At 41.8% G+C, this 26,098-nt stretch carries 23 protein-coding genes and 1 other annotated feature; of the genes, 20 read left to right on the forward strand and 3 right to left on the reverse strand.

Annotated features, from left to right (window positions below; genetic code table 11):
* Positions 1-5: 5 nt before the first annotated feature.
* The 11 genes from H8S07_RS07210 to H8S07_RS07260 all read left to right on the forward strand — a co-directional run bounded on the left by H8S07_RS07210 (position 6) and on the right by H8S07_RS07260 (position 11,904).
* The gene (locus H8S07_RS07210; RefSeq protein WP_242992985.1) at positions 6-1,361 is read left to right on the forward strand and encodes a SpoIID/LytB domain-containing protein; all 1,356 of its coding nucleotides are present in this window, start codon (positions 6-8) and stop codon (positions 1,359-1,361) included.
* Between the two features lie 113 nt (positions 1,362-1,474).
* A complete protein-coding gene (locus tag H8S07_RS07215) occupies positions 1,475-2,302 on the forward strand; it encodes a YihY/virulence factor BrkB family protein (RefSeq protein WP_021861250.1) in 828 nt (275 codons plus the stop codon).
* A 61-nt stretch (positions 2,303-2,363) separates the two neighbouring features.
* Positions 2,364-2,605, forward strand: a binding site (T-box leader).
* A 110-nt stretch (positions 2,606-2,715) separates the two neighbouring features.
* A complete protein-coding gene (gene pheS, locus H8S07_RS07220; protein WP_021861251.1) occupies positions 2,716-3,735 on the forward strand; it encodes a phenylalanine--tRNA ligase subunit alpha in 1,020 nt (339 codons plus the stop codon).
* Positions 3,736-3,768: 33 nt separating this feature from the next.
* Positions 3,769-6,189 carry a phenylalanine--tRNA ligase subunit beta gene (gene pheT, locus H8S07_RS07225; protein ID WP_021861252.1) on the forward strand — a complete coding sequence of 807 codons (2,421 nt, stop codon included), beginning with the start codon at positions 3,769-3,771 and terminating at the stop codon, positions 6,187-6,189.
* A 36-nt stretch (positions 6,190-6,225) separates the two neighbouring features.
* Complete coding sequence (sppA, locus tag H8S07_RS07230) at positions 6,226-7,212, forward strand: signal peptide peptidase SppA (RefSeq protein ID WP_021861253.1); 987 nt, start codon at positions 6,226-6,228, stop codon at positions 7,210-7,212.
* Positions 7,193-7,708 carry an RDD family protein gene (locus tag H8S07_RS07235; RefSeq protein ID WP_021861254.1) on the forward strand — a complete coding sequence of 172 codons (516 nt, stop codon included), beginning with the start codon at positions 7,193-7,195 and terminating at the stop codon, positions 7,706-7,708. Before sppA ends, H8S07_RS07235 begins: the two co-directional genes overlap by 20 nt.
* Positions 7,683-8,708, forward strand: coding sequence for a tRNA preQ1(34) S-adenosylmethionine ribosyltransferase-isomerase QueA (gene queA / locus H8S07_RS07240; RefSeq protein WP_021861255.1), 1,026 nt, complete (start codon positions 7,683-7,685; stop codon positions 8,706-8,708). The genes H8S07_RS07235 and queA overlap by 26 nt, the downstream gene beginning before the upstream one ends.
* Before the next feature lie 27 nt (positions 8,709-8,735).
* Complete coding sequence (locus H8S07_RS07245) at positions 8,736-9,503, forward strand: hypothetical protein (protein ID WP_117538270.1); 768 nt, start codon at positions 8,736-8,738, stop codon at positions 9,501-9,503.
* 8 nt (positions 9,504-9,511) lie between these two features.
* Positions 9,512-10,189, forward strand: a complete 678-nt coding sequence (locus H8S07_RS07250; protein ID WP_021861257.1) for a hypothetical protein — start codon at positions 9,512-9,514, stop codon at positions 10,187-10,189.
* Between the two features lie 126 nt (positions 10,190-10,315).
* Positions 10,316-11,131, forward strand: coding sequence for a YitT family protein (locus H8S07_RS07255; protein ID WP_442873168.1), 816 nt, complete (start codon positions 10,316-10,318; stop codon positions 11,129-11,131).
* Between the two features lie 32 nt (positions 11,132-11,163).
* Positions 11,164-11,904 (forward strand): SseB family protein, encoded by a 741-nt coding sequence (locus H8S07_RS07260; RefSeq protein ID WP_021861259.1) that lies wholly within the window; start codon positions 11,164-11,166, stop codon positions 11,902-11,904.
* Between the two features lie 191 nt (positions 11,905-12,095).
* On the opposite strand, the gene H8S07_RS07265 is transcribed toward H8S07_RS07260, so the two are convergent.
* The gene (locus H8S07_RS07265) at positions 12,096-12,293 is read right to left on the reverse strand and encodes a cold-shock protein (RefSeq protein WP_021861260.1); all 198 of its coding nucleotides are present in this window, start codon (positions 12,291-12,293) and stop codon (positions 12,096-12,098) included.
* A gap of 253 nt (positions 12,294-12,546) precedes the next feature.
* Between H8S07_RS07265 and ptsP (H8S07_RS07270) the strand changes: the two genes are divergently transcribed.
* The 8 genes from ptsP (H8S07_RS07270) (at position 12,547) to H8S07_RS07305 (ending at position 23,396) form a co-directional block, all read left to right on the forward strand.
* Positions 12,547-14,172, forward strand: coding sequence for a phosphoenolpyruvate--protein phosphotransferase (ptsP, locus tag H8S07_RS07270; protein ID WP_021861261.1), 1,626 nt, complete (start codon positions 12,547-12,549; stop codon positions 14,170-14,172).
* A gap of 209 nt (positions 14,173-14,381) precedes the next feature.
* Positions 14,382-15,131, forward strand: a complete 750-nt coding sequence (locus H8S07_RS07275) for a DeoR/GlpR family DNA-binding transcription regulator (RefSeq protein WP_021861262.1) — start codon at positions 14,382-14,384, stop codon at positions 15,129-15,131.
* Positions 15,128-16,048 (forward strand): 1-phosphofructokinase, encoded by a 921-nt coding sequence (pfkB, locus tag H8S07_RS07280; protein WP_118520178.1) that lies wholly within the window; start codon positions 15,128-15,130, stop codon positions 16,046-16,048. The genes H8S07_RS07275 and pfkB overlap by 4 nt, the downstream gene beginning before the upstream one ends.
* Before the next feature lie 11 nt (positions 16,049-16,059).
* Entirely contained in the window at positions 16,060-17,997 is a 1,938-nt protein-coding gene (locus H8S07_RS07285; protein ID WP_118520176.1) for a PTS fructose transporter subunit IIABC, read from the forward strand.
* A gap of 76 nt (positions 17,998-18,073) precedes the next feature.
* On the forward strand, positions 18,074-18,331 hold the full coding sequence (locus H8S07_RS07290) for an HPr family phosphocarrier protein (RefSeq protein WP_021861265.1): 258 nt from the start codon (positions 18,074-18,076) through the stop codon (positions 18,329-18,331).
* 16 nt (positions 18,332-18,347) lie between these two features.
* Positions 18,348-19,970, forward strand: coding sequence for a phosphoenolpyruvate--protein phosphotransferase (gene ptsP / locus H8S07_RS07295; RefSeq protein ID WP_118520174.1), 1,623 nt, complete (start codon positions 18,348-18,350; stop codon positions 19,968-19,970).
* Between the two features lie 167 nt (positions 19,971-20,137).
* The gene (locus tag H8S07_RS07300; RefSeq protein WP_021861267.1) at positions 20,138-21,520 is read left to right on the forward strand and encodes an NCS2 family permease; all 1,383 of its coding nucleotides are present in this window, start codon (positions 20,138-20,140) and stop codon (positions 21,518-21,520) included.
* 19 nt (positions 21,521-21,539) lie between these two features.
* On the forward strand, positions 21,540-23,396 hold the full coding sequence (locus H8S07_RS07305) for an ABC-F family ATP-binding cassette domain-containing protein (RefSeq protein WP_021861268.1): 1,857 nt from the start codon (positions 21,540-21,542) through the stop codon (positions 23,394-23,396).
* Here H8S07_RS07305 and H8S07_RS07310 read toward each other — a convergent pair.
* On the reverse strand, positions 23,366-24,184 hold the full coding sequence (locus H8S07_RS07310; protein WP_118520866.1) for a polysaccharide deacetylase family protein: 819 nt from the start codon (positions 24,182-24,184) through the stop codon (positions 23,366-23,368). The genes H8S07_RS07305 and H8S07_RS07310 overlap by 31 nt on opposite strands.
* Before the next feature lie 164 nt (positions 24,185-24,348).
* Here H8S07_RS07310 and H8S07_RS07315 point away from each other — a divergent pair, with 164 nt between their 5' ends.
* Positions 24,349-24,852 carry a CarD family transcriptional regulator gene (locus H8S07_RS07315; RefSeq protein ID WP_021861270.1) on the forward strand — a complete coding sequence of 168 codons (504 nt, stop codon included), beginning with the start codon at positions 24,349-24,351 and terminating at the stop codon, positions 24,850-24,852.
* A 197-nt stretch (positions 24,853-25,049) separates the two neighbouring features.
* On the opposite strand, the gene H8S07_RS07320 is transcribed toward H8S07_RS07315, so the two are convergent.
* Positions 25,050-26,093, reverse strand: coding sequence for an ABC transporter substrate-binding protein (locus H8S07_RS07320; protein ID WP_021861271.1), 1,044 nt, complete (start codon positions 26,091-26,093; stop codon positions 25,050-25,052).
* Between the last annotated feature and the right edge of the window lie 5 nt (positions 26,094-26,098).

Raw genomic sequence — 26,098 nt, forward strand, 5'->3', positions numbered from 1 at the left:
TTCAGTTGAAATGTCAGAAAAATAGAAAACATCAAAAGAGTATTCGTTTGTGTGGCTGTATTCTCATTGCCGCTTTTTTTATTGTGTTACTCAGTGGAAAACTGCCGGAAGTAGCGAGGAGAAGACAAGTACGTGAAAGTGACAGGCAGAAACAGACATACAACAATACATATGAAATAGATGTGTCAAAAAAACAGACGGATAATACGAAAATAGCGAAAAAGAATCCAAAGATCCGTGTTCTCCTGATGACAACAGGATATACCCGGGCGTTTCATACGGAAGTGAAAGTTTCGGGAAAAGAAGGCTTGATATTAAGAATAGGAGCGAAAAAAGTTTCCGTACCTGCCGGAAAAACTGTGACGATAAAAGCTTCAAATCGGCGACTGAAAAAACATACAATAAAAATTCGTGCAAGAAAAGGTACGGTACAGGTTAAGAGCATACGAAGAGGTTATGGAACGCCGTCTTACAGCGGGACACTGGAACTTAAGTCTGCCGGAAAGAAGATCGCACTGATCAATGAACTTACGGTAGAAGATTATCTCTGTGCGGTTGTTCCGAGCGAGATGCCGGTGTCATATAAACTGGAAGCATTAAAAGCGCAGGCTGTCTGCGCGAGAAGCTATGCTTACCGGCAGATGGAGAACTATGCTTATCCGAAATACCGGGCGCATGTCAATGACAGTACAGATTATCAGGTATATGGCAATTCAAAGCAGGCGGATTCTGCTGTGAAAGCGGTCAGGCAGACAGCCGGAGAAACTGCAAAGTATAAAGGGAAAATTGCAACAACATACTATTATTCGACATCTTCCGGAAGAACGACGACAACTGCAGCGTGGGGAAGCACTTCATCAGCAGCTACCGGCTATCTGAAATCCGTCAGAGTCAGTGGAAAAAATGGGGATTATGAGAAAAATCTTCCATGGTACCGGTGGACAGTGGACGTAACGGCAGCAAGATTGTCAACGATTCTTTGTAAAAATACCGGAAAAGATGTCGGAAGTATCCGCAAGATATATATTTCAAAAAGAGGTCCGGGAAAAGTAGCGCTGGAACTTAAAGTAAAGGGAGACAAAGGAAATCTGACTATAAAAACAGAGAATAAAATCCGGTCAGCGCTTGCGGGAGATTATGATATCCGGAAACAGGACGGAAGTAAAGTGAAGTTTCGAACATTGCTTCCAAGTGCGTTTATTACAATTACGAAAAAAAAGAGCCAGATCCACATCCGGGGAGGCGGATTCGGACATGGAATCGGAATGAGCCAGACAGGAGCCAATGAAATGGCAAAACAGGGGAAAACTTACAAAGAAATATTGAAACTGTTTTATTCTGACATTACGGTAGAAAATTAATAATATGAAGAAAAACATCTAAGAAAATGTCTGCCGGTACGATAAAAGACAGATAATCGTAGACAAAGCGCATGAAATCAGTTAAAATGGGGTGCGAATGTCAGGAGAGAACTATGAAGAAAATAAAAGAAATCAGTTCAAAAATAATACAGATAACAACAGACATATCCCATGATCATGTAGGTGCGTATGCTGCACAGTCGGCATACTTTTTTATGCTGTGTCTGATTCCGATCATTCTGCTTCTTCTGACACTGGTGCGTTATACACCAGTGACGAAAGCAGATGTTATGGCGGCAGTGATCCAGGTGTTCCCGTCATCTGTGGAGACACTGATCACATCGATCGTGAATCAGGTTTACAACCAGTCAATGAGCATCATCCCGATCACGGTAGTTGTAGCGCTCTGGTCAGCAGGAAAAGGTGTACTTGCGATGTCTTCCGGACTGAACTGCATTTACAAATGCCATGAGACACGTAACTATTTTTATCTCCGTCTGCGGGCAACGATCTATACAGTGATGTTCTTGATCGTGATCATATTCCTGCTGCTGTTGTCTGTGTTTGGTAATACAATAAATATATTTATCACAAATCATGTAACGATCATGAAACAGATTGCTGACTGGCTGATTAAAACGCGTACGATCATTACGCCTATCACATTGATGATATTCTTCCTTTTGATCTATAAGTTTCTGCCAAACCGCAGGACAAAATTAAAAAGACAGATTCCGGGTGCGGTATTTGCAGCAATTGGCTGGATGATCATATCCTGGATTTTTTCTGTGTATGTAGATGTATTTCAGGGATTTTCGGATATGTACGGAAGTCTGACAACAATCGTGTTGATCATGCTTTGGATGTATTTCTGTATGTATACGATTCTACTTGGCGGTGTAGTGAATGTGATGGTATCAGATGAGATTTTTGGAGAATAGAACTTGACATCTCCGGGCTGTATGATACAATAATGAAGTATTAGAACTCAATCTATTTTTGGAAAAAGCAATGACCGTGTAAGTAGAGAATTATTTTCCGACAGAGAGAGAAGATCGCAGGCTGGAAGTCTTCTTCGGTTCAGATAAGGATTGAATTTCCCACGTAAGCTGTTTCTTTGAAACGGAGATAATCTGTAAGTAAGAGAAAACGTAACCTGCACGTTACGCAGAAGATAAGTGCCTGCCGCAAGTAATATGCTGCAGGAATCAGGGTGGTACCACGGGTAGAACCTCGTCCCTAGGGGATGAAGTTCTTTTTTTATTGCCACAGCATCTGGATGAAGTTGCCGTCGGCAGGTTCTGCAGGTGTCTGAATATGGACAGATATATTGATGAAGAAAGGGAGAAAAGAGATGCAGGAGAAGCTTAAAGCCATCAGAGAAGAAGCATTAAAAGCAATCGAACAGGCAGATATGCCTGAAAAACTGAATGATGTCCGCGTAAAATTCCTTGGTAAAAAGGGAGAGCTGACAGCCGTATTAAAGAGTATGAAAGATGTTGCCAAAGAAGACAGACCGAAGGTTGGTCAGATGGTCAATGAGACAAGAGAAGCAATTGAGAAGATATTAGAGGAAAGCAAGAGCAAAATGGAGCGTGCGATCCGTGAAGAGAAGATGAAACAGGAAGTAATCGATGTAACACTGCCGTCCAAGAAGAATATGGTCGGACACAGACATCCGAACACGATTGCACTGGAAGAAGTAGAGAGAATTTTCGTTGGTATGGGATATGAAGTTGTAGAAGGACCGGAAGTAGAATACGATCTGTACAACTTTGAAAAACTGAATATTCCGGCAGATCATCCGGCAAAAGATGAGCAGGATACGTTCTATATTAATAAAGATATCGTACTTCGTACCCAGACATCGCCGGTACAGGCACGAGTAATGGAACAGGGAAAACTCCCAATCCGTATGATCGCACCGGGACGTGTATTCCGTTCTGACGAAGTAGATGCAACACATTCTCCTTCTTTCCATCAGATCGAAGGACTTGTTATTGACAAAAACATTTCTTTCGCAGACCTGAAAGGTACACTGGAAGTATTTGCAAAAGAGTTATTCGGACCAGAGACAAAGACGAAATTCCGTCCGCATCATTTTCCATTTACAGAGCCAAGTGCAGAAGTTGATGTTACCTGCTTCAAATGCGGCGGAAAAGGATGCCGTTTCTGTAAAGGATCCGGATGGATTGAGATTCTTGGCTGTGGTATGGTACATCCACATGTACTGGAAATGTGTGGAATTGATCCGGATGAATATACAGGATTTGCATTTGGTGTAGGTCTGGAACGTATTGCACTGTTAAAATACGAAATTGATGACATGAGACTGTTATATGAAAATGATATCCGATTTTTAAAACAGTTTTAAACGATAGATGAAGGACGCGAAAGGAGTAATAAGATGAATACATCATTATCATGGATAAAAGCATATGTTCCGGATCTTGACGTGACAGCACAGGAATATACCGATGCAATGACACTGACCGGAACAAAAGTAGAAGGATTTGAAAAGATGGATGCAGATCTGGACAAGATCGTAGTCGGACAGATTGATAAGATCGAGAAGCATCCGGATGCTGACAAGCTGATTATCTGTCAGGTAAATATCGGAACAGAATCCATTCAGATCGTAACGGGTGCACCGAATGTAAAAGAAGGTGACAAAGTACCGGTTGTTCTGGACGGCGGACGTGTTGCAGGCGGACATGAGCCGGGACAGAGAGTTGCCGGTGGAATCAAGATCAAAAAAGGAAAATTACGTGGAGTAGAGAGTAACGGTATGATGTGCTCGATCGAAGAGCTGGGATCAAACCGTGACATGTATCCGGATGCACCGGAATACGGAATCTATATTTTCCCGGAAGATACAGAAGTCGGAGCAGATGCCATTGAAGTACTGGGACTGCACGATGTTGTATTTGAATATGAGATCACATCAAACCGTGTAGACTGCTACAGTGTTGTTGGTATTGCAAGAGAGGCGGCAGCAACTTTCCACAAAGAATTTTGCCCGCCGGTTGTAACAACAACAGGAAATGACGAAGATGTCAATGATTACATCAAAGTTACTGTAAAAAATACAGACCTCTGCCCGAGATACTGTGCAAGAATTGTAAAGAATATCAAGATTGCACCGTCACCGGAATGGATGCAGAGAAGACTGGCTTCCGTAGGAATCCGTCCGATCAATAACCTCGTAGATATTACAAACTATGTAATGGAAGAATACGGACAGCCAATGCATGCTTATGATCTGGACACGATTGCCAATCATGAGATTATTGTCCGTACTGCAGAAGCAGATGAGAAATTTACAACACTGGATGGACAGGAAAGACAGATGGATGAAGACGTTCTGATGATTTGCGACGGCGAGAAATCTATCGGTATTGCCGGAATCATGGGTGGTGAGAACTCCATGATCACAGACAATGTAAAGACAATGCTTTTTGAAGCAGCATGTTTTGACGGAACAAACATCCGTAAATCAAGCAAGAGAGTCGGACTTCGTACAGATGCTTCCGGTAAATTCGAAAAAGGTCTGGATCCGAACAATGCACAGGCTGCAATCGACCGTGCATGCCAGCTCATTGAAGAGATGGGAGCCGGAGAAGTTGTCGGCGGTATGGTAGATGTATATGGAAAGAAGAAAGAGCCGGTACGTGTGCCATTTGATTCGGAAGCAATCAACAATCTGCTTGGAACAGAGATCGCAGAAGAAGATATGCTCGGATACTTCAAGAAGATTGATCTGGAATATGACAAAGAGAAGAGAGAAGTGATCGCTCCGACTTTCCGTCATGACCTGTTCCGCATGGCTGACCTTGCAGAAGAAGTTGCAAGATTCTATGGATATGATAATATCCCGACAACACTTCCGAGAGGAGAGGCAACAACAGGTAAATTATCATTCAAGCTGAGAGTGGAAGAGATTGCGCGTGATATCGCGGAGTTCTGTGGATTCAGCCAGGGAATGACTTATTCATTTGAAAGCCCGAAGGTATTTGATAAATTACTGTTGCCGGAGGATTCACCGCTTCGCCAAACAGTTGACATTGTGAATCCGCTGGGAGAAGATTACAGCGTAATGAGAACAACATCCTTAAATGGTATGCTGACTTCTCTTGCAACAAACTACAACAGAAGAAATAAAAATGTAAGATTATATGAGCTTGGTAATGTATATCTGCCAAAGGCTCTGCCACTTACAGAACTGCCGGAAGAGCGTATGCAGTTTACACTTGGAATGTATGGAGACGGAGATTTCTTCAGTATGAAAGGTGTTGTAGAAGAGTTCTTTGAAAAAGTAGGACTTCATAAAAAAGAAACTTACGATCCGAATGCCGGAAAGACATATCTGCATCCGGGACGTCAGGCAAATATCATTTATGATGGAACAGTTGTCGGATATTTAGGAGAAGTACATCCGGATGTTGCAGACAATTACGGAATCGGAACAAGAGCTTACATTGCTGTTATTGATATGCCGGAGATTGTGAAGAAGGCAACCTTTGACAGAAAATATACGGGAATTGCCAAATTCCCGGCAGTTACCAGAGATATTAGTATGGTAATGCCGAAAGAGATTCTTGTCGGACAGGTAGAAGAAGTCATCGAGAAGAAGGGTGGCGCTTATTTGGAGAGCTATGCACTGTTTGATATTTACGAAGGAGAACAGATTAAGAAAGGCTTTAAGTCCGTAGCATATTCTATCGTATTCCGTGCAAAGGATAAGACACTGGAAGAGGCAGAGATTACAAGTGCTATGAACAAGATTTTGGAAGGACTGGAAGCGCTTGGAATCGAACTTCGTAAATAAACAGTTCATTCACAGAAAGGAAAGGTAATTTCCAAAATGAAAAAGAAACAGATCATAGGCCTGCTTATAGCAGGTCTTCTGTTCGCTGTGATCGGAGTGATCAGTGTATTTGTAAATACAGCGGCAGAAAGTATTATAGGGGATGCAGCAGAAGAGATCCTTGCAGGTGGCAGTAATTTTGATCCACCGGATGACGATTACATTGCAGTTGTGAAAGTGCAGGGAACGATTCAGGAACAGGCATCAGACACGACAGATATTCTGAGCGGACAGAACAGTGGTTATCAGCATGATACGACAATGGAGTATCTGGATGAACTTATGGATGACGAAAATAATAAAGGAATTTTGCTTTATGTAGATTCGCCGGGTGGAGCAGTCTACGAATCGGAAGAATTGTATGACAAACTGATGGAATACAAGAAGATAACCAAACAGCCAATCTGGACTTATATGGCACATTATGCTGCTTCGGGAGGTTATATGGCTTCTGTATCATCAGATAAAATCTATGCAAATAAGAATACAGTGACCGGTTCCATCGGAGTTATTATGTCCGGTTATGACCTGACAGGCTTATACAAGAAACTGGGCATCCGCTATGTGAGTATTACGAGCGGTAAAAATAAAGATTCCAGCAGACTGACAAAAGAGCAGGTGAAGATATACCAGTCACAGGTAGATGAGTGTTACGAAGCGTTTGTATCCAAAGTAGCTGACGGAAGAAAAATATCCAAAGAACAGGTGAAAAAGCTGGCTGATGGAAGAACTTACACAGCAACGCAGGCAAAAAATAATGGTCTGATCGATAAAATCAGCAGTTATGATGAGATGCAGGATGAAATGAGTGACAAACTTAAGACGGATGAATTCTATGAGCCGGAGCGTAAGACGAGCCTGCTGGATGAACTATTTGCGAAAGCAGGAAGTCTGGTTCCAAAGTCAGAGGCACAGGTATTGAAAGAGACTGCCGAAGAATGTAAAAGCGGAGGACTGATGTATTATGCAGAGGGATTGCAATAGTGAAAATCTGGAATACGCAGGATTCTGGGTAAGGTTTGCTGCATATGTGCTGGATCATATGATTATCTTTTTTGGACTTATCGGAGTCCGTCTGGTATTGGCGCTTGCTTCATTTGTATTAGGGCTTCTTGAGATTAACATATTGAATACGAATGTTTTGTTTCAATATTCCTTAAAAGATGTTGCACTTTATATTTGTCAGGTGTTATATTTTATTATATGTACTTACGAAACCGGAACAACTTTTGGAAAGCGCGTATTCCATCTTAAGGTTGTAAGTGCAAAAGAAGAAAGATTAGGTCTGTTCGATATTGTGTACAGAGAGACCATAGGACGATTTCTGTGCCACGTATCGTTAGGATTTGGCTATCTGCTGGCAGGATTGGATCAGCAGAAATGTGGACTGCATGACAGACTCAGTGATACGAGAGTTGTATATGCAAAGAAAATAAAGGAGATTCATATAGAAAATGAAAACACAGGATTTTTATTATGATCTGCCGGAAGAATTGATTGCACAGGATCCGCTTGAGGATCGTTCCAGCTCCAGGCTGCTTGTCCTTGACAAGAAGTCTGGGGCTGTTTCCCATCATGTATTTAAAGAGATTATTGACTATCTGCATGAGGGAGACTGTCTGGTTATCAATGACACGAAGGTAATTCCGGCAAGGCTGATTGGTTCCAAAGTAGGAACAAATGCAAAGATTGAGATTTTATTATTAAAAAGAAAAAGCGACAACACCTGGGAGACACTTGTAAAACCGGGGAAAAAGGCAAAAGTCGGAGCGAAGATCAGCTTCGGTGACGGACTTTTGATCGGAGAAGTTGTAGATATTGTAGAGGAGGGAAATCGTCTGATCCGGTTTACTTATGACGGGATTTTTGAAGAGATCCTTGACCAGCTTGGCCAGATGCCGCTTCCTCCTTACATCACACATCAACTGGAGGATAAGAATCGTTATCAGACTGTTTATGCGAAGCATAACGGCTCGGCAGCAGCGCCGACAGCAGGACTGCATTTTACACCGGAGCTTCTGGAAGCGATTAAGAAGAAAGGCGTGGATATCGCAAGTGTGACATTGCATGTCGGGCTTGGAACTTTCCGACCGGTGAAGGTAGATGAGATCACAGAACATCATATGCATTCGGAATTTTTCCAGATTACAGAAGAAGCAGCACAGAAGATCAATCATGCAAAAGAAAACGGCGGAAGAGTAATTTGTGTCGGAACGACAAGTTGCCGTACGATCGAATCCGCGGCAGATGAAGACGGGCATTTAAAAGCATGTAGCGGCTGGACAGAGATTTTTATCTATCCGGGATATAAGTTCAAGGTTTTAGACTGCCTGATCACGAATTTCCATTTGCCGGAGTCTACGCTGGTAATGCTTGTATCAGCACTTGCCGGAAGAGAGCATGTCCTTGCGGCATATGAAGAGGCAGTGAAAGAGAGATATCGATTTTTTTCGTTTGGAGATGCGATGTTTATCCAGTAAAATGGATACATAAAGAAGGGAGAAAAGATGCAGCAGATAATAAGTGGCAAAAAGGGATCGAACCGAGTAGCGCTTTTCTGTACAGCAGGAGTTCTGATCGGATTATTCAGCCACCTTTATGAGAAAGATACATTTTTTATAACAAAAGGAATACTGGGGCTTCCATACAAGATCAGTGAAGCAATCTATCAGTTTATGATTGGAACAGATGCGGCAGACGCAGAAGAGACTCTGGCGAATCTGAATACGGATTTTTTTCCACACAGTCTGATTGCCACAGGGATGGCAAGATGGATCACACCTATGCTGATTGGTTTATTTCTGGTGGGGTCCTTTGCGTATTTTACAGGAGATAAGAAAATATTTACGTTGCAGAGATATACACACTTTCTTTATGGAAATATTATTGTGATCGCAATGCTGATCTGTCTGACTTATGGCATTAATAAAAAGGCAGTCAGTGATTGTGGAGAGCTGAAAGGCATCAATACATTTGTATTTCAGAGTTCCCAGATGATCAGTGAGGAATTTTCGGGAAAATCAGCGCAAACTTTGAAAGATAGTTTACAGAAAGGTCTGAAAAAGGATCCGAGAATCACAAGAAATTATGAGGATGAGATAGAAATCGGGCTTATTATGGGGAATAAGACAAGATTTACAGATGCTTATGTAAATCCGCAAAAATGTTATATTGTGATAAATGACATTACAATTTATCATGTAGATAAGAAATTTGCAAACTATGTAAAACAGTATAAGATATCCGGTGATATTCCGGAATTCCGGAAACTGTAGGAGAAAGTATGATACGAGAAAGAGAGAATAAAAAAGAGCAGATTACTTTTTTGACGCTTACATTTTTGGTTGTATATAGTTGTTCCTATCTGTTATCGGATACTTTTGGACGTTTTATGCTGAGATATGGAAATCCGTTTGTCAGTTCGGCAAATCAGCCGGTCAGTTATATGAATCTTGCTTTCACGGTGTTGGTACTGACTCTGGTGATAACGATTCGGCTTCTTATTAAAAGAACAGATTTTAAGAAAACAGTATCAGCGCTGGCTGTAGGGGGATGCCTTACGGCTTTGATTGTTGCAGGATATTTTGTAAATTGTAATTTTACGGCATCTGCCATGGAAGACAGAGCGGTGCTGGATCATTTTTTCTATAAAACATCCGATGAAAAATTAAATGAAAAATACGATGAAAATGAAACGAAAGAGATCATCCGCTTATGTAAACAGTTAAAACCGGTTTCTGAAAACGAGCAGAGAAAGCTTGAGAAGAATTACCGGAAGAACGGAGAATCTTCGGATGTGGTGTCAATAACTGTTATTTATGAAGAGTCTTTTGGACAGAATCTGGATATCAATATTAACATAGACGGAAATAAGATTTATGTTGATAAAGGAACCGGACTTCATGACAAAGAAGTTGTCGTGTTTTTTAAGGACAATGGGTTGACAAAATATTTTCGGTAAAAGGATTGCTTTCTTCTCTGTTTTTTTGTATGCTTGATGAGGAGTTTTCAAAAAAGTGGGGATAAGAGTATGAACGAAAAAAAGAAAATATGCTGTACGTTTGAGAATGTGAAAGAAGTTGCAGTTATGTCGGTTGCCGTGGGGATCATTGCATCGGCTGTTTACTTTTTCCTGATTCCGAGCCAGACATCAATCAGCAGTGTATCGGCGCTGGCAATCATTCTTGCACATTATGTGTCGCTTCCGGTATCGAGTGTTACCATGATCCTGAATGTAGTTCTGCTGGTGATCGGATTTCTGACCTGTGGGAAAGAATTTGGCGCGAAGACAGTATATACCAGTATTTTACTGCCGCTTTATCTGGCAGTCTTTGAGAAAATTTTTCCGGATTTTCAGTCTCTGACAGAAAGTACGGAACTGGATGTGTTATGTTATATTTTAGTTGTAAGTATCGGACTCGGCATTTTGTTCAATATGAATGCATCTTCCGGTGGATTGGATATCGTAGCGAAGATGATGAACAAGTATCTGCATATTGAACTGGGAAAGGCAATGTCCATTTCCGGGATGTGTGTAGCGCTTTCTTCAGCGCTGATTTATGATAAGAAAGCAGTTGTTTTGAGTATACTGGGTACATACTTCAACGGAATTGTGCTGGATCATTTTATATTTGGACAGAATGTGAAACGTCGTGTTTGCATCATTACAAAATATGAACAGGAAGTGCGGGAGTTTATCCTGCATGAATTGCACAGTGGTGCGACATTCTATGAAGCAATCGGTGCATATAATATGGAAAAATACAGAGAAATCATTACAATTGTGGATAAAAACGAGTATCAGAAACTAATGAATTACATTATCCACAAAGATCCGGAAGCTTTTGTTACGGTTTACACAGTGGCAGATATGCGCTATCGACCGAAAGTCAGATCGTTTTAAAAGAGGCGGAAGAAAGGAAGAGGAAATAAAAAATGGAAAAGATGGACGTGCTGGAGATGTTAAGAGAAGCAGAAGATATATATGTCATATATTCGGCTTGTACGAATATGCCATTTGTCTACTGTGATCCGGAGACTTATGATGATGAAGTGATCCTATTTGACAGTGAAGAAGAAGCAAAAAAACAGGCAGACAGAATGTTGGATGCCAAAATTCCGGTAAGACTTGTAAATGTGAAGAAGGAACACAGACTGGAATTTTTCACAGGTCTGTTTCCGATGGGAGTAAACTGTATTCTGGTTTGTACCGGTGAAGAGAAAGTGCAGGTACAGTTAAATGATCTGGTTATAAGAACAGCAGAAGAGGATCTTCCGGAGGATGAACCGAGAATTGAGAATCCGGAACTTCACCTGACAGCGCTTTATTTTGTACAGGAGCTTCGCCGAAATCCGGAAGAGATGACAGAAGAGATGGATGCGTTGAATGAAGAGATGATGGCGCATTTCTATGAAGGAAAATATCTGGTTGCAGTACAGGAAGACAATCAGATTCCGGCACTTCGCAGAACAAGTGGAAAAGTATATCAGCCAATCTTTACAGATCTGATGGAATTTGTAAAGTTTGATAAGGAACAGAAATACAGAGCATTGATCATGGATGCAGAGACGGTAGCAAAGCAGCTCCCGGATGGGATGGAAGGTGTAGCGATCAATCCATTTGGAGTAAATGTGCTGCTTGATATTTCAAAATCTACAGCAAGTGAAGAAGAATAAATGATGATATAACCTACAGAACCTGCCATTGGCAGATTCTTTCGGATGCTATGGCAACAAAAAGGCGGACAGTAGAAACTGTCCGCCTTCGCTGTCTTAATCTCATTTTTCGTGTATTACTTTTAAATATCTAAAATCCAGTTACTTTATATAGTTAAAAGGTACATCTAAATTTCGATTAAATCTGGCTCTTAGAGCTTCGTTACGTTCACTGCCTGAGGTCCCTTGGCGCCTTCTGTTACATCAAACTCAACTTCCTGTCCTTCTTCAAGAGACTTGAAGCCTTCCATATTCAGTCCTGAGTAGTGTACGAAAACGTCTTTGCCGGATTCATCAGAGATGAAACCATAGCCTTTTTGGTTGTTAAACCATTTTACTGTACCTTTCATGATGATACCTCCATAAAATGAAAAATAATAGATCCAGTGTAATCTGATGTCAGCCAAGATTACACTCCGTTACTTTAACATGTTTTGATAAAGAAGTCAACAAAAACGAAAGGGCTTTTGGCGATTTTACACAAAAGCAACAGCGCGTTTCGACATTTGCCGGTATCCTTTCCTTGACGAAAGAGTATGGAACGTGTAAAGTATATTTAGGAGATTTTACGCAAATATTTCGAAGAAGTGAGGATATAATAGTATGATTACATTAACGGGGAAGAAAATTTCAGAAGGGATCGCAATCGGAAAGCTTTCTTTATATAAACGTGATATTAAAGAAATCAAACGGATTTATGTAAAAGATATTGAAAAAGAAGTTGCCCGTTTTCAAAAAGCCAAAGATAAGGCATTTATGGAACTGAAAGTGATGCATACTTCTTCTATCAAAGAAGTGGGAGAGGCGAATGCAGCTATTTTCGAAATGCAGCAGCAGATTTTAGAGGACGAGGAATTTGTCGGAAAGATTACGAATATCATTCTGGAAGAGAAGCTGAATGCAGAATTTGCAGTCTCCCATGCAGCTGAAGAACTGATCAAGAACGGACCGGAAGAAGATAAGAATTACCTGAAAGGGCATGATGCAGATATTCGCGATGTGGCGATCCGCCTGATCCGGATCCTGTCCAGAAGCTGGAAGGATCGTCTGCTTTCAGATGAACCATTTATTCTGGCTGCATCAGAGCTTTATCCAAGTGAGGCAATGCAGTTAGAGAAGTCCAAGGTACTTGGTTTTGTGACGCGTTATGGAACGATCAATTCCCATACGGCAGTGATTGCCCGTACAAAAGGAATCCCGGCAGTCATCGGACTGGGTGATGCGCTGAAGAAAGAGTACGATGGAAAGACGATCATCATTGACGGATTTGAAGGAAAGGTTTACATCGAGCCGGATTATACAACGATCACGCAGATGAAGAAGCGACAGGACGCTAACCATGAGAAGACGCGGAATCTGGAACGGCTGAAAGGAAAAGAGAATATTACACAGAGCGGTCAGAAAATTGATATCTGTGCGAATATCGGTAACAGAGAGGATATTGAGAATGTAATCCGAAGTGACGCCGGTGGAATCGGGCTGTTCAGAAGTGAGTTCCTGTATATGGAGAATGGTGGAAAGCTGCCAACAGAAGAGCAGCAGTTCCAGACATATAAGCTGGCAGCAGAATCAATGGGGATCAAGCGAGTTGTGATCCGTACAGCAGATCTTGGCGGAGAGAAGCAGGCGGCATGCTTTGAAATCGGACCGGAGAAGAATCCGTCCATGGGTTACCGTGGAATCAGAGTATCGCTGGAGAAAGAAGATATGTTTAAGACGCAGCTCCGTGCAATTTTAAGAGCTTCTGTATATGGTAATGTTGCAATTATGTTTCCAATGATCTCTACTGTGGAAGAAGTAAGAAGTGCAAAGCTTCTGTTAGAGAGAGCGAAAAAAGAGCTGAGTGCCGAGAAGACCGCTTATAATAAAGAAATCCAGGTCGGCGTAATGATAGAGACACCGGCGGCAGTCATGATTAGCGGAGAACTTGCAAGAGAGGTTGATTTCTTCAGTATCGGAACGAATGATCTGCTGCAATTCACACTCGGAATGGATCGTGAGAATGAGCGGATGGAGAAATATTTTGATCCGCACCATCCGGCGATACTTAAGATGCTGCGTATTGTAGCTAATAACGTTCATCTGGAAGAAAAGCCAATCAGTATCTGCGGAGATATGGCGGCAGATCTGTCATTGACAGAATTTTTCCTGCAGATTGGCATTGATGAATTATCAGTAGCACCGGGGCAGGTACTGGCGCTTCGTAAGAAGATCCGCGAGATCCAGTAGTTTATGATTGCCAGGAGTGTTGCAGTTAAAAATATATAGATGTTATAAAAGGATTTTTGTTTTTTGTGCAGTTTGTACGAAGATAAAGGTCCTTTTTTGATGATTATTTTTGATTGAAAATGATTGACTTTGACTGAAAATGATTGTAGTATAAACATAAAGATGAATGAAGATGAATGAAAGTGATTGAAAATGAAAGGATGAAGGGAATGCTTGCAGAAGAAAGATATAGCGAAATCCTTCGTGTTGTAAATGAAGAACATGCGGTTACAGTCCAGGAACTGACAGAACTTCTGGACACTTCGGAATCTACAATACGAAGAGATCTGACAACACTTCATAAACGGGGCGAGCTGGTGAAAGTACATGGTGGCGCAACCGCAGTAGAATCTGGATATACAACAAAGGATGCGGCGTTGTCTGTACGAAGAGACCTGAACCGTGAAGTAAAGCAGAAAATTGGCAAATATGCGGCGACACTTGTTCAGGCAGATGATTTTGTATATCTGGATGCCGGAAGTAGCGTGGATATAATGATTGATTATCTGACACAGGCAGATGCAGTCTATGTAACGAATTCCATTGGCCATGCACAAAAGCTGCTGCAGAAAGGCTTTCGTGTCATTCTGATCGGTGGAGAGCTGAAAGCGATAACAGAAGCAATCGTCGGAGCCGATGCCATTTCCGGACTTCGTAAATATAATTTTACGAAAGGTTTCTTCGGAACAAACGGTGTACATCCGGATGCAGGATATACCACACCGGATATTGCTGAAGCAATGGTAAAAGAAAAAGCAATGGAGCAGTGCCGTGAATGTTTTGTTCTTGCGGACGCGACGAAGATCAATCAGATCTCATCGGTTACTTTTTCTGCATTTGAAGACGCAAAGCTGCTCACAATAGGAATAGCAGATGAAAAATATAAAAAATATAAAAATGTTATGGAGGTTGAGGCATGATTTACACAGTTACTTTTAACCCCTCTCTGGATTATGTGATCCAGGTGGATAAGCTTGTGCCGGGTGAGATCAACCGGACAACACATGAGGCTGTTTATCCGGGGGGCAAAGGAAATAATGTTTCCGTAATCCTGTCGAATCTGGGACACTCCAGTAAAGCGCTTGGCTTTACCGCTGGTTTTACAGGAGAGGCATTAGAAAATATGCTGAAGGAATTTGGATGTGATACTGCATTTATAAGACTCCCGGAAGGTTCCACAAGAATCAATGTGAAGATTAATGCAGGCGAAGAGACAGAGATCAACGGACAGGGGCCGGTGATCACAGAAGAAGCACAGCAGGCATTATTTGAACAGTTGGATGCATTAAAAAAAGAAGATATACTCGTACTTGCAGGAAGTATTCCGAATACACTTCCGTCTGATATTTATGAACGGATTCTGGAACATTTACAGGGAAGAGGAATTCATTTTGTTGTGGATGCGACGAAGGAACTTCTCCTGAAAGTATTAAAGTATCATCCGTTCCTGATCAAGCCAAACAATCATGAACTTGGCGAAATGTTCGGAGTGACATTAAAGACCAGGGACGAGATTGTGACTTATGCGAAGAAACTGCAGGAGATGGGAGCGAAAAATGTACTCGTATCCATGGCAGGTGACGGCGCCATTCTCTTGACAGAAGATGGCATTATATATAAAGCAAAACCACCAAAAGGAAAAGTTCTGAACTCAGTGGGAGCAGGAGATTCTATGGTGGCAGGATTTCTGACCGGATATTTGAATACCGGAGAATATGAAAAAGCATTCCGGCTTGGTGTTGTGACTGGAAGTGCGACAGCTTTTCAATACTGGCTGGCGACAAAAGAAGATATCGTTGCATTGATGGAAGATAAACCAGAAACTTATGGATTATAGGAGGAAGAAAGATGAAGATCGTAGACTTGCTGAAAAAAGAAAGTATTGATCTGAACGGAACTGTCTCAGATAAGAAAGAGACGATTGAGAAAATGGTTTCTCTGATGGCTGCCGGAGGAAACATCACAGATGTGGAGCGTTATAAGGAAGGAGTTTTCTTAAGAGAAGAAGAAGGAACAACTGGTATCGGTGAAGGAATTGCGATTCCGCATGCGAAGACAGATGCAGTAGCGAAGCCCGGACTTGCAGCAATGGTTGTAAAAGATGGTGTGGATTATGATTCGCTGGACGGAGAACCGGTACATCTTATTTTCCTGATCGCGGCACCGAACACAGAAGATAATGTACATCTGGAAGTACTGAGTCGTCTGTCCATGCTTTTGATGGATGATGACTTCCGCGCGAATCTGCAGAGTGCAGAGTCAGTAGAGGAATTTCTTGGATATATTGATGCAGCAGAAAAAGCAAAATTTCCGGATGAAGCAGAACAGGAAGAAAAGCGGGAAGAAAAACCGGCAGAAAAAACAGGCTACCAGATCCTTGCAGTTACGGCATGTCCGACTGGAATCGCACACACATACATGGCAGCGGAGAGTCTGGAAAATAAAGCAAAAGAGATGGGTTATACGATCAAAGTTGAGACAAATGGTTCCGGTGGAGATAAGAACGTGCTGACTGCAGAAGAAATCGCAGCATGTGACTGTATCATCATTGCAGCAGATAAAGATGTCAGAATGGCAAGATTCGATGGTAAACCGGTGATCATGACGAAGGTAGCAAACGGAATCAGCAAAGCAGAAGAGCTTATCACAAAGGCAATGAGTGGCGAAGTTCCGGTTTATCACAACAAAGGTGGCGAAGAAGCTTCCATGAGCAGTGAAGGTGAGAGCCTTGGACGTAAGATCTACAAGAGTTTGATGAATGGTGTATCCCATATGCTTCCGTTCGTCATCGGCGGCGGTATTCTGATCGCGCTTTCTTTCCTGGTAGATGCCGGAAACGCCGGAACAGATACTTTTGGTAACGGGACCCCATTGGCACATTTCCTGAATACAGTAGGAAATACATCCTTTGGAATGATGTTCCCGGTACTTGCGGGATATATCGCAATGGCGATCGGAGACAGACCGGCACTAATGCCTGGTATTGTCGGTGGTCTGCTCGCAAAAGCAGGAACCTCTATCTTCCTTCCGGAAGAGAAATGGATCTCATCCGGATTTTTCGGAGCACTGATCGCAGGTTTTGTAGCAGGATATCTGATGTTGCTGATTAAAAAACTGCTGGAGAAACTTCCAAAAGCACTGGAAGGGACCAAACCGGTTCTGTTATATCCATTCTTTGGAATTCTGGCAATGGGTGCAATCATGATCTTTCTCGTAAATCCGCCGGTTGGAGCATTTAACACATGGCTTTACAACGGACTGGCAGGAATGGGAGAATCCAGCAAAGTTCTTTTGGGAGCACTTCTCGGAGGAATGATGTCCATTGATTTCGGAGGGCCGTTTAACAAAGCAGCGTATGTATTTGGTACTGCGGCGATCGGAAGCGGACAGTTTGATATTATGGCAGCGGTTATGATCGGAGGAATGACTCCGCCAATCGGAATCGCACTTGCAACAACATTTTTCAAGAGCAGATTTACAAAGAGCGAACAGCAGACAAGTATTACAAACTACATCATGGGATTATCCTTTATTACAGAAGGTGCCATTCCATTTGCAGCATCCGATCCGCTTCGTATCATCCCACCTTGCGTAGTCGGTTCTGCTGTAGCAGGAGCATTATCTATGGCATTTGGATGCGGTTCCCGAGCACCTCACGGAGGAATTTTCGTAGTTGGTATTATGGAACATGCACCGATGTTTTTACTGGCACTTGTTATTGGCTCTATTATAACGATGGCAGGAATTGTACTGTTGAAGAAGCCATTGACAGATCAGACAAAATAAGTTAATTAATTGATATAGAAGTATTTTAGTTGTAAGTAACAAAAAATTATAATAAAGAGAAAAGGAGAACAAAAAAATGAAAGAATTTAAGTATGTAATCACAGATCCAGAAGGAATCCATGCAAGACCGGCAGGACTTTTAGTAAAGAAGGCAGCCTCCTATGCATCAACAATTATGATCGGCAAAGGTGAAAAGAGCGCAGACGCTAAGAGAATCTTCGGTGTTATGGGACTTGGAGTGAAAAACGGAGAAGAAATCTTCATGACAGCAGAAGGTGCTGACGAAGCAGAAGCAATCGAAGGAATGGAACAGTTTTTCAAAGAGAACCTGTAAGAAGAGGTAGAAGGCTATGATTACTTTATCAGGAAAAAGTGTATTTGGAGGAATTGCGATTGGAAAAATCGCATTTTACAAAAGAAATGAAATCCAGATCAAGCGGAGCCGTGTAGAAGATACCGAACAGGAAGTGAAGCGTTTTGAGGCTGCAAAAGAAAAAGCAGTCTCACAGCTTCAGGAATTACATGACAAGGCCCTGGATGACGTTGGCGAGACAAATGCCATGATTTTTGAAATTCACCAGATGATGCTGGAAGATCTAGACTATGTAGAGTCTATTGTAAATATTATTACTTCCCAGGAAGTGAATGCAGAATATGCAGTTGCGACAACAGCCGATAATTTTGCGGCAATGTTTGCGGCGATGGATGATGCATATATGCAGGGACGTGCAGCGGATGTAAAAGATGTATCCGAACGTCTGATCCAGGTTTTAAGTGACCAGAACAGTGCATCCATGGAAATGAATGAACCGGTGATCATTGCAGCAGATGATCTTGTCCCAAGCGAGACAGTACAGCTGGATAAAGAAAAAGTTCTTTCTTTTATTACAATGTACGGTTCTGCAAATTCACATACCGCGATTTTGGCAAGAACGATGAACATTCCGGCAGTGATTGGCATCGGAGAAGACCTGAAAAAGGAATATGACGGAAAAGAAGCAATCGTAGACGGAATGGAAGGTGTAATCTACATCGATCCGGATAAAGAGACATTTACGCGTATGCGCGAGAAACAAAAAGAAGATCAGGAGCAGAAAACACTGTTGGAGCAGCTTAAGGGTAAAGAAAATATTACGAAAAGCGGTCAGAAAGTAATGGTATATGCCAATATCGGAAATCTTTCAGATGTTGGTGCTGTTCTTAAAAACGATGCAGGCGGTATTGGGCTGTTCCGAAGTGAGTTCTTATATCTGGAAAGTGAAACTTTCCCGACTGAGGAAGAGCAGTTTAAGGTATACAAACAGGTTGCGGAAAATATGGCAGGAAAACGTGTCATTATCCGTACGCTTGATATAGGAGCCGACAAGCAGGTAGATTATTTCGGACTGGATAAAGAAGAAAATCCGGCACTTGGATATCGTGCGATTCGTATCTGCCTGACAAGACAGGAGATTTTTAAGACACAACTCCGTGCGCTGTATCGTGCATCGGCTTACGGTCAGATTGCAATCATGTTCCCAATGATCATATCTGTAGATGAAGTAAAGCAGATCAAAAAGATTATTGAGGAAGTAAAGCAGGAACTTAGGGAAGAAGGAATTGATTTCCGCGAGAATGTTGAACTTGGTGTTATGATCGAGACACCGGCAGCAGTCATGGTAAGTCGTGACCTTGCAAAAGAAGTGGATTTCTTTAGTGTCGGAACAAATGACCTGACACAGTATACATTGGCGATCGACCGTCAGAATCAGAAGCTGGAACCGTTTTATGATTCCCATCATCCGGCAGTATTATCTATGATCCGTATGGCAGCAGAAAATGCACATGCAGAAGGAAAATGGATTGGAATCTGCGGAGAACTCGGAGCAGACTTAAGTCTGACAGAGACATTCCTTGAGATGGGAATTGATGAATTATCCGTTGCACCGGGAATGATTCTCCCGCTCCGCAAACGAATAAGAGAAGCAGATTAGAAGCAAAATAAAAAAATATAAACCCCTCCTAAAAATAATATAGATGAAAAAGTGTTTTCAAGAAATAGAGCCATTTACTTTATGGCTCTATTTTGTTAGAATGAAACTGTTATTGTTACCTGGGAAACTATGTTTCTAAATTAATGAGAGGACAAGGAGGAAAACACATGTTAGAAAAAGTTTTCAAACTACGTGAGAACGGCACAGATGTGAAGACAGAAGTTATTGCCGGAATCACAACATTTATGACAATGGCATATATTCTTGCAGTTAATCCAAGTATTATGTCAGCAGCAGGTATGGATTCAGGTGCAGTCTTTACAGCAACAGCACTGGCAGCATTACTTGGCACAGTCCTGATGGCGGTATTTGCAAACTATCCGTTTGCACTTGCACCAGGTATGGGACTGAATGCATATTTTGCATATACAGTTGTAGGCGTCTACGGATACAGCTGGAAAGTTGCATTAACAGCAGTATTTGCAGAAGGTATTATCTTTATTATTCTGTCTGCAACAAATGTCCGTGAAGCAATTTTCAATGCAATTCCGAAGAACTTAAAAGCTGCAGTCAGCGTAGGTATCGGTCTGTTCATCGCATTTATCGGTTTACAAAATGCTAAGATTGTAATCGGAGGATCTACACTGCTTCAGTTATATTCACTGGATAACTACAATGCGGCAAATGGCGTAAAAGCTACTTTCCATGATGTAGGAATCACAGTACTTCTTGCAATTATCGGTATTCTGATCACAGGAATCTTAGTTATAAGAAATATCAAGGGAAATATTTTATGGGGAATCTTGATCACATGGCTGTTAGGAATCGGATGTCAGTTCGCAGGAATCTATGTACCGAATCCGGATGTTGGATTCTACAGTCTGCTTCCTGATTTCAGCAACGGACTTTCTATTCCAAGTATTGCTCCGGTATTTGCAAAGCTGGATTTCCATTCTATGTTTTCACTGAACTTTATTGTGGTTGTATTTGCCTTCCTGTTTGTAGATATGTTTGATACGATCGGAACTCTGATTGGTGTATCTTCCAAAGCAAACATGCTGGATGAAGATGGAAAACTGCCACATATCAAAGGGGCATTAATGGCAGATGCGGTAGCAACAACAGCAGGAGCTGTTCTTGGTACTTCTACAACAACAACTTTCGTTGAAAGTGCATCCGGTGTTACAGAAGGCGGAAGAACCGGACTCACAGCAGTTACAACAGCGATCCTTTTCGGACTGTCACTGTTTCTGTCACCGATCTTCCTTGCCATCCCGTCCTTTGCAACAGCACCGGCACTTGTCATCGTTGGATTCTATATGCTGACAAACGTTGTAAATATTGATTTCTCAGATGTTTCTGAAGCAATTCCATGTTACATCTGTATCGGAGCTATGCCGTTCTTCTACAGCATTTCCGAAGGAATCTCTATGGGGGTTATCACATATGTAGTATTAAATCTTCTGACAGGTAAGGCAAAAGAGAAGAAAATCAGTGCACTGATGTATGTGCTTGCAGTTTTATTTGTATTAAAATATATCTTCCTGTAAAAGAAAGGCTGGATTTAGCATGAATTTATTTACAATGGAAAATATTACAAAATCATACACAGACCGGATACTTCTGGATGATGTAGGATTTAGTATTAATGAAAATGAAAAAATCGGTGTGATCGGTGTAAACGGAATGGGAAAATCAACTCTGTTGAAAGTGGTTGCAGGGATTGAAGAAGCAGATGCCGGAAAGATCAGTATGGGTAATCAGGTGAAAATCTGCTATCTTCCGCAGACACCGGTATTTACACCTGGAACAACGATTTTGCAGGCTGCGGTCGGCGGAAATATGGAAGAATGGAACCGCTGGACGATAGAAGCGGATGCAAGATCCATGCTGAACCAGCTCGGTTTTGCGGATTATGAAGAAAAAGTAGAGCATATGTCCGGCGGACAGAAGAAGCGTGTTGCGTTAGTCAACGCGCTTCTGACGCCTGCGGACATTCTGATCTTGGATGAGCCGACCAACCATTTGGACAATGCGATGTCAGAGTGGCTGGAAAATTATCTGATCTCATTTCGCGGTGCGGTTCTGATGGTTACACATGATCGCTATTTCCTTGACCGTATCGCAACCAGGATCGTAGAAGTGGACAAAGGAAAGCTATACAGTTATCCGGGAAATTATGCGAAGTTTGTGGAACTGAAAGAAGAGCGTCAGAATATGGCACTTGCAACAGAACGCAAGAGAAAAAGCCTGCTTCGGACAGAGCTTGAATGGCTGCACCGTGGCGCACGTGCACGAAGCACGAAACAGAAAGCACATATTGACCGTATTCAGGCAATGCAGGAGATGAAGGATATTCAGGAAGAAAAGCAGGTACTGCTTACGTCTACCGCATCACGGATGGGAAATAAAACAATTGAGCTTTCTGATATTTCCAAATCCTATGGGAATCATCTGCTGATCCGGGATTATAATTATATTTTTCTGAAAAATGACCGGATTGGAATTATCGGACCGAACGGATGTGGAAAGACAACGTTACTTAAGATCATCAATGGAATTGTGAAACCGGATACCGGAACGATAGAAATCGGGCAGACAATACGGATCGGCTATTTTTCTCAGGAGAATGAATACATGGATGATTCAATGAAAGTCATCGACTATGTGAAAGAAGCGGGAGAGTACATTCAGACTTCGGATGGAAGAATCACAGCATCACAGATGCTAGAGCGTTTCCTGTTTGAGGGAGCGATCCAGTGGTCAAAGATTGAGAAGCTTTCTGGTGGTGAGAAGAGGAGACTGTATCTTCTGCGGATTCTGATGAGTGCGCCGAATGTGCTGATCCTGGATGAGCCGACCAACGATCTGGATATCCAGACACTTACAATTCTTGAAAATTATCTGGACGGTTTTGATGGAATCATCATTGTCGTATCGCATGACCGCTACTTCCTTGACCGGACAGTAAGAAGAATCTTTGCATTTGAGGGAGAAGGGGCGATCCGCCAGTATGAAGGAGGATATTCTGACTATCTGATTCGTAAAGAACTGGAAGGACTGCCGGATATGACAGTTAAAAGTATGGGAGTCGGTTCCGCAGCACAGACGGAGAAGTCCGGAAGTGAGAATAGCGCTGAGGATAGTCGTGTAACATGGAAAAAACATGATAAGAAATTAAAATTCTCCTACAAAGAACAGCGGGAATTTGAGACGATCGATGAGGAGATCACTGCACTGGAAGAGAAGATTGAAGTTCTGGATGCCCAGATGCTGGAAAACGCCTCCAATTCTGTGAAGTTAAATGAACTTCTCGAGAAAAAGGAAGAAGTGAGCCAGCAGCTGGACGAGAAAATGGACCGGTGGGTTTATCTAAATGATCTGAATGAACAGATTCAGGAAGCGGCAAATTCTTCTAAAGAATAAAAATGATATCCCATATCTTCCCAGCGTGTAAGCAGTTCGTCAAGAATGGAACCGTTGGTAGAAGAAGTATTATGTAATAAAACAATAGCACCGGGATGAATACGAGGAAGAAGCTTTTTAAAAGCTTCTTCTTTTGTTGGCTGTTTATCGGCATACCAGTCCACATAGGCAAGACTCCAGAAGAAAGTATGATAACCTGTTTCCTTTGCCATCTTAAGATTAGAGATGCTGTATTTGCCCTGTGGTGGCCGGTAGAAGCGAGTCATTTTCTCACCGGTGAGCTGCTTATAAGCAGTTTCCACATCTTTTAATTCTTTTTCAAAAGCCTCTTTTGTGGCAATTTTAGACATATCGGGATGGTGATACGTGTGATTGCCGACAATATGTCCTTCTTTATGGATTCTTTTTACAAGCTCCGGATTGGAAGTAATAAAGTTACCGACAACAAAGAAGGTTGCTTTGGCGTGATGGGTTTTCAGTGTATCAAGGATCTTGCCTGTATTTCCATTTTCATAACCACAATCAAAAGTCAGATAGATTTTCTTTTTATTGGTGTCTGCTGCGTAGTGGGCATTATATTTTTTCAGTTCATCGATAGTTGCATTTGCAGTGGGTCGGGTTCCATCTTTCTGGAATCCGAGACCCCAGTTTTCTACAGCTTCGGATGATGCAGCAGTTTCGGTAGATGAAGAAGGAAGAGAGAAAAGAGAAGCGAGATATCTTCCGGAGAAGAAGGAGTAGACAAATAAGAGTCCGATTCCGGCAAATTTCAAAAGTGTTTTTTTCATAGAGAGTCTCCAAAAGTCCGATTGATTATTAAGATATATGCCATAGACAGAAATTTTATGAATAATAGTAAAAAAATCTTACATAATATGAAAAAAATTGCTATAATTGTATTATAAGAGGGAAAATGTGCTGTAGTTTGTCAGATGATGAGATGGAGGAAGATATGTTTAAAATAGGTGATTATGTAGCACATTATAAAGAAGGTGTGTGTCAGGTTGTAGATATTGGAAAAATCAGTTTGAGTTGTTCTGACAACGAGAAAGAGTATTATACGTTAAAGCCAATTTATGATAAAGACGGAACGGTATATACCCCGGTGGAGAACAAGAAGAACCAGATTCGGGAAGTTATTACAAAACAGGAAGCGGAGACGTTGATCGCACAGCTGGGTGATATTGAACAACTGACTGTGACAGATGAGAAGAAACGTGAAGGACTTTACAAAGAAGCAATGCTGAAAAATCAGTGCAGAGAATGGATCGTTATTATTAAAACCTCTTATGAAAGAAAGATGGAGCGGCTTTCCAGAGGAAAGAAAGTTACACATGTGGATGACAGGTATCTTGGAATTGCGGAGAAATTTCTCTGCGGCGAGCTGGCGGTGGCGCTGGAGATGAGTCGTGAAGAGGTGAAAGGATACTTAAGCAGCCAGATGAAGGGAGCATAATTCGAGAAGAATTGTAATTGGTATTTATATGGGGATGATTATAATTTCAAAGAGCAGGAACGGTCAGAAGGAGTAGAGTATTTCTGACTGTTCCTGCTTATTTTGCCTCTGTTGTCATAAAATCCAATGGCAGGTTATGCAAATTATGGCAGAGAGAAAAATGCGCTACGCTTACATGCAGTATTTGACAACAAATTTTATCTTTCAGCTGCTTTTTCGGCATAAGTGGTTGTTACAAGGTCATCATATGGAGCGCGTTTTGTGAGCTCACCGGAGCTTTCCAGGATATCCTGTAAGAGGTCAAAGCTTTTCTTTTCAAAAATCAGATTATCTTTCCATGTATCCTGATTATAGTAGCGGGTAAGGATTGTAGTGATGGTGCCATGATCTGTTTCTTTAAATTGAGGGGCGATAACGCTTGCGATTTCTTCCGGGGAATGTGACTGTACATAATCCATACCTTTTTGCAGTGCGTTTGTAAAGTTTTGGATGACAGAGGCGTTCTTTTTGATATAAGACTGTTTTGCACAGAATGCAGTATATGGAACATAGCCGCTGTCAGTGCCAAGAGAAGCGACAACGTAACCTTTGCCTTCTTTTTCGAGATTGGTTGCACCTGGTTCAAATTCTACAGTAAAGTCAGCCGGTGTCTTTTTTTCAGCGAAAGCGGCAGCAGTTGAACCAAAATCAATGTTCTGATTGATGGACAGATCTTTGGACGGATCAATGCCATTTTTCTTTAAGGTATACTCAAATACCATTTCCGGCATTCCACCTTTTCTTCCGCCAAGTACTTTCTTGCCTTTTAAGTCTTCCCATTTAAAATTATCCAGTTTTTCTCTGGCTACAAGGAAATTTCCTGCGCGCTGTGTCAACTGTGCAAAGTTGACAACATAATCATTTGCTCCTTCGTTGTAGGTATAGATGGAAGCTTCAGATCCCATGAATCCGATATCAGCACTTCCGGAAATGACAGCAGTCATTGTCTTGTCAGCACCAAAACCGGTCTGGAGTGTAAGGGCAATTCCTTCATCTTTGAAATAACCTTTCTCGATGGCAACATACATCGGTGCGTAAAAGATGGAATGAGCAACTTCGTTTAAAGTAACCGGAGTCATTTCTGTTGATGTTTTTTCGCTTTTGGTTGAATCTGAAGTTGTTTCTTTTGTGGAAGCACATCCGAAAATGGTAGTGACAGATACTGCAAGAAGCAGAAGAAATGCGGAAATATGCTTTTTCATATATT

It is taken from the genome of Dorea hominis (genome assembly GCF_014287705.1).
Taxonomy (GTDB): domain Bacteria; phylum Bacillota; class Clostridia; order Lachnospirales; family Lachnospiraceae; genus Dorea_D; species Dorea_D hominis.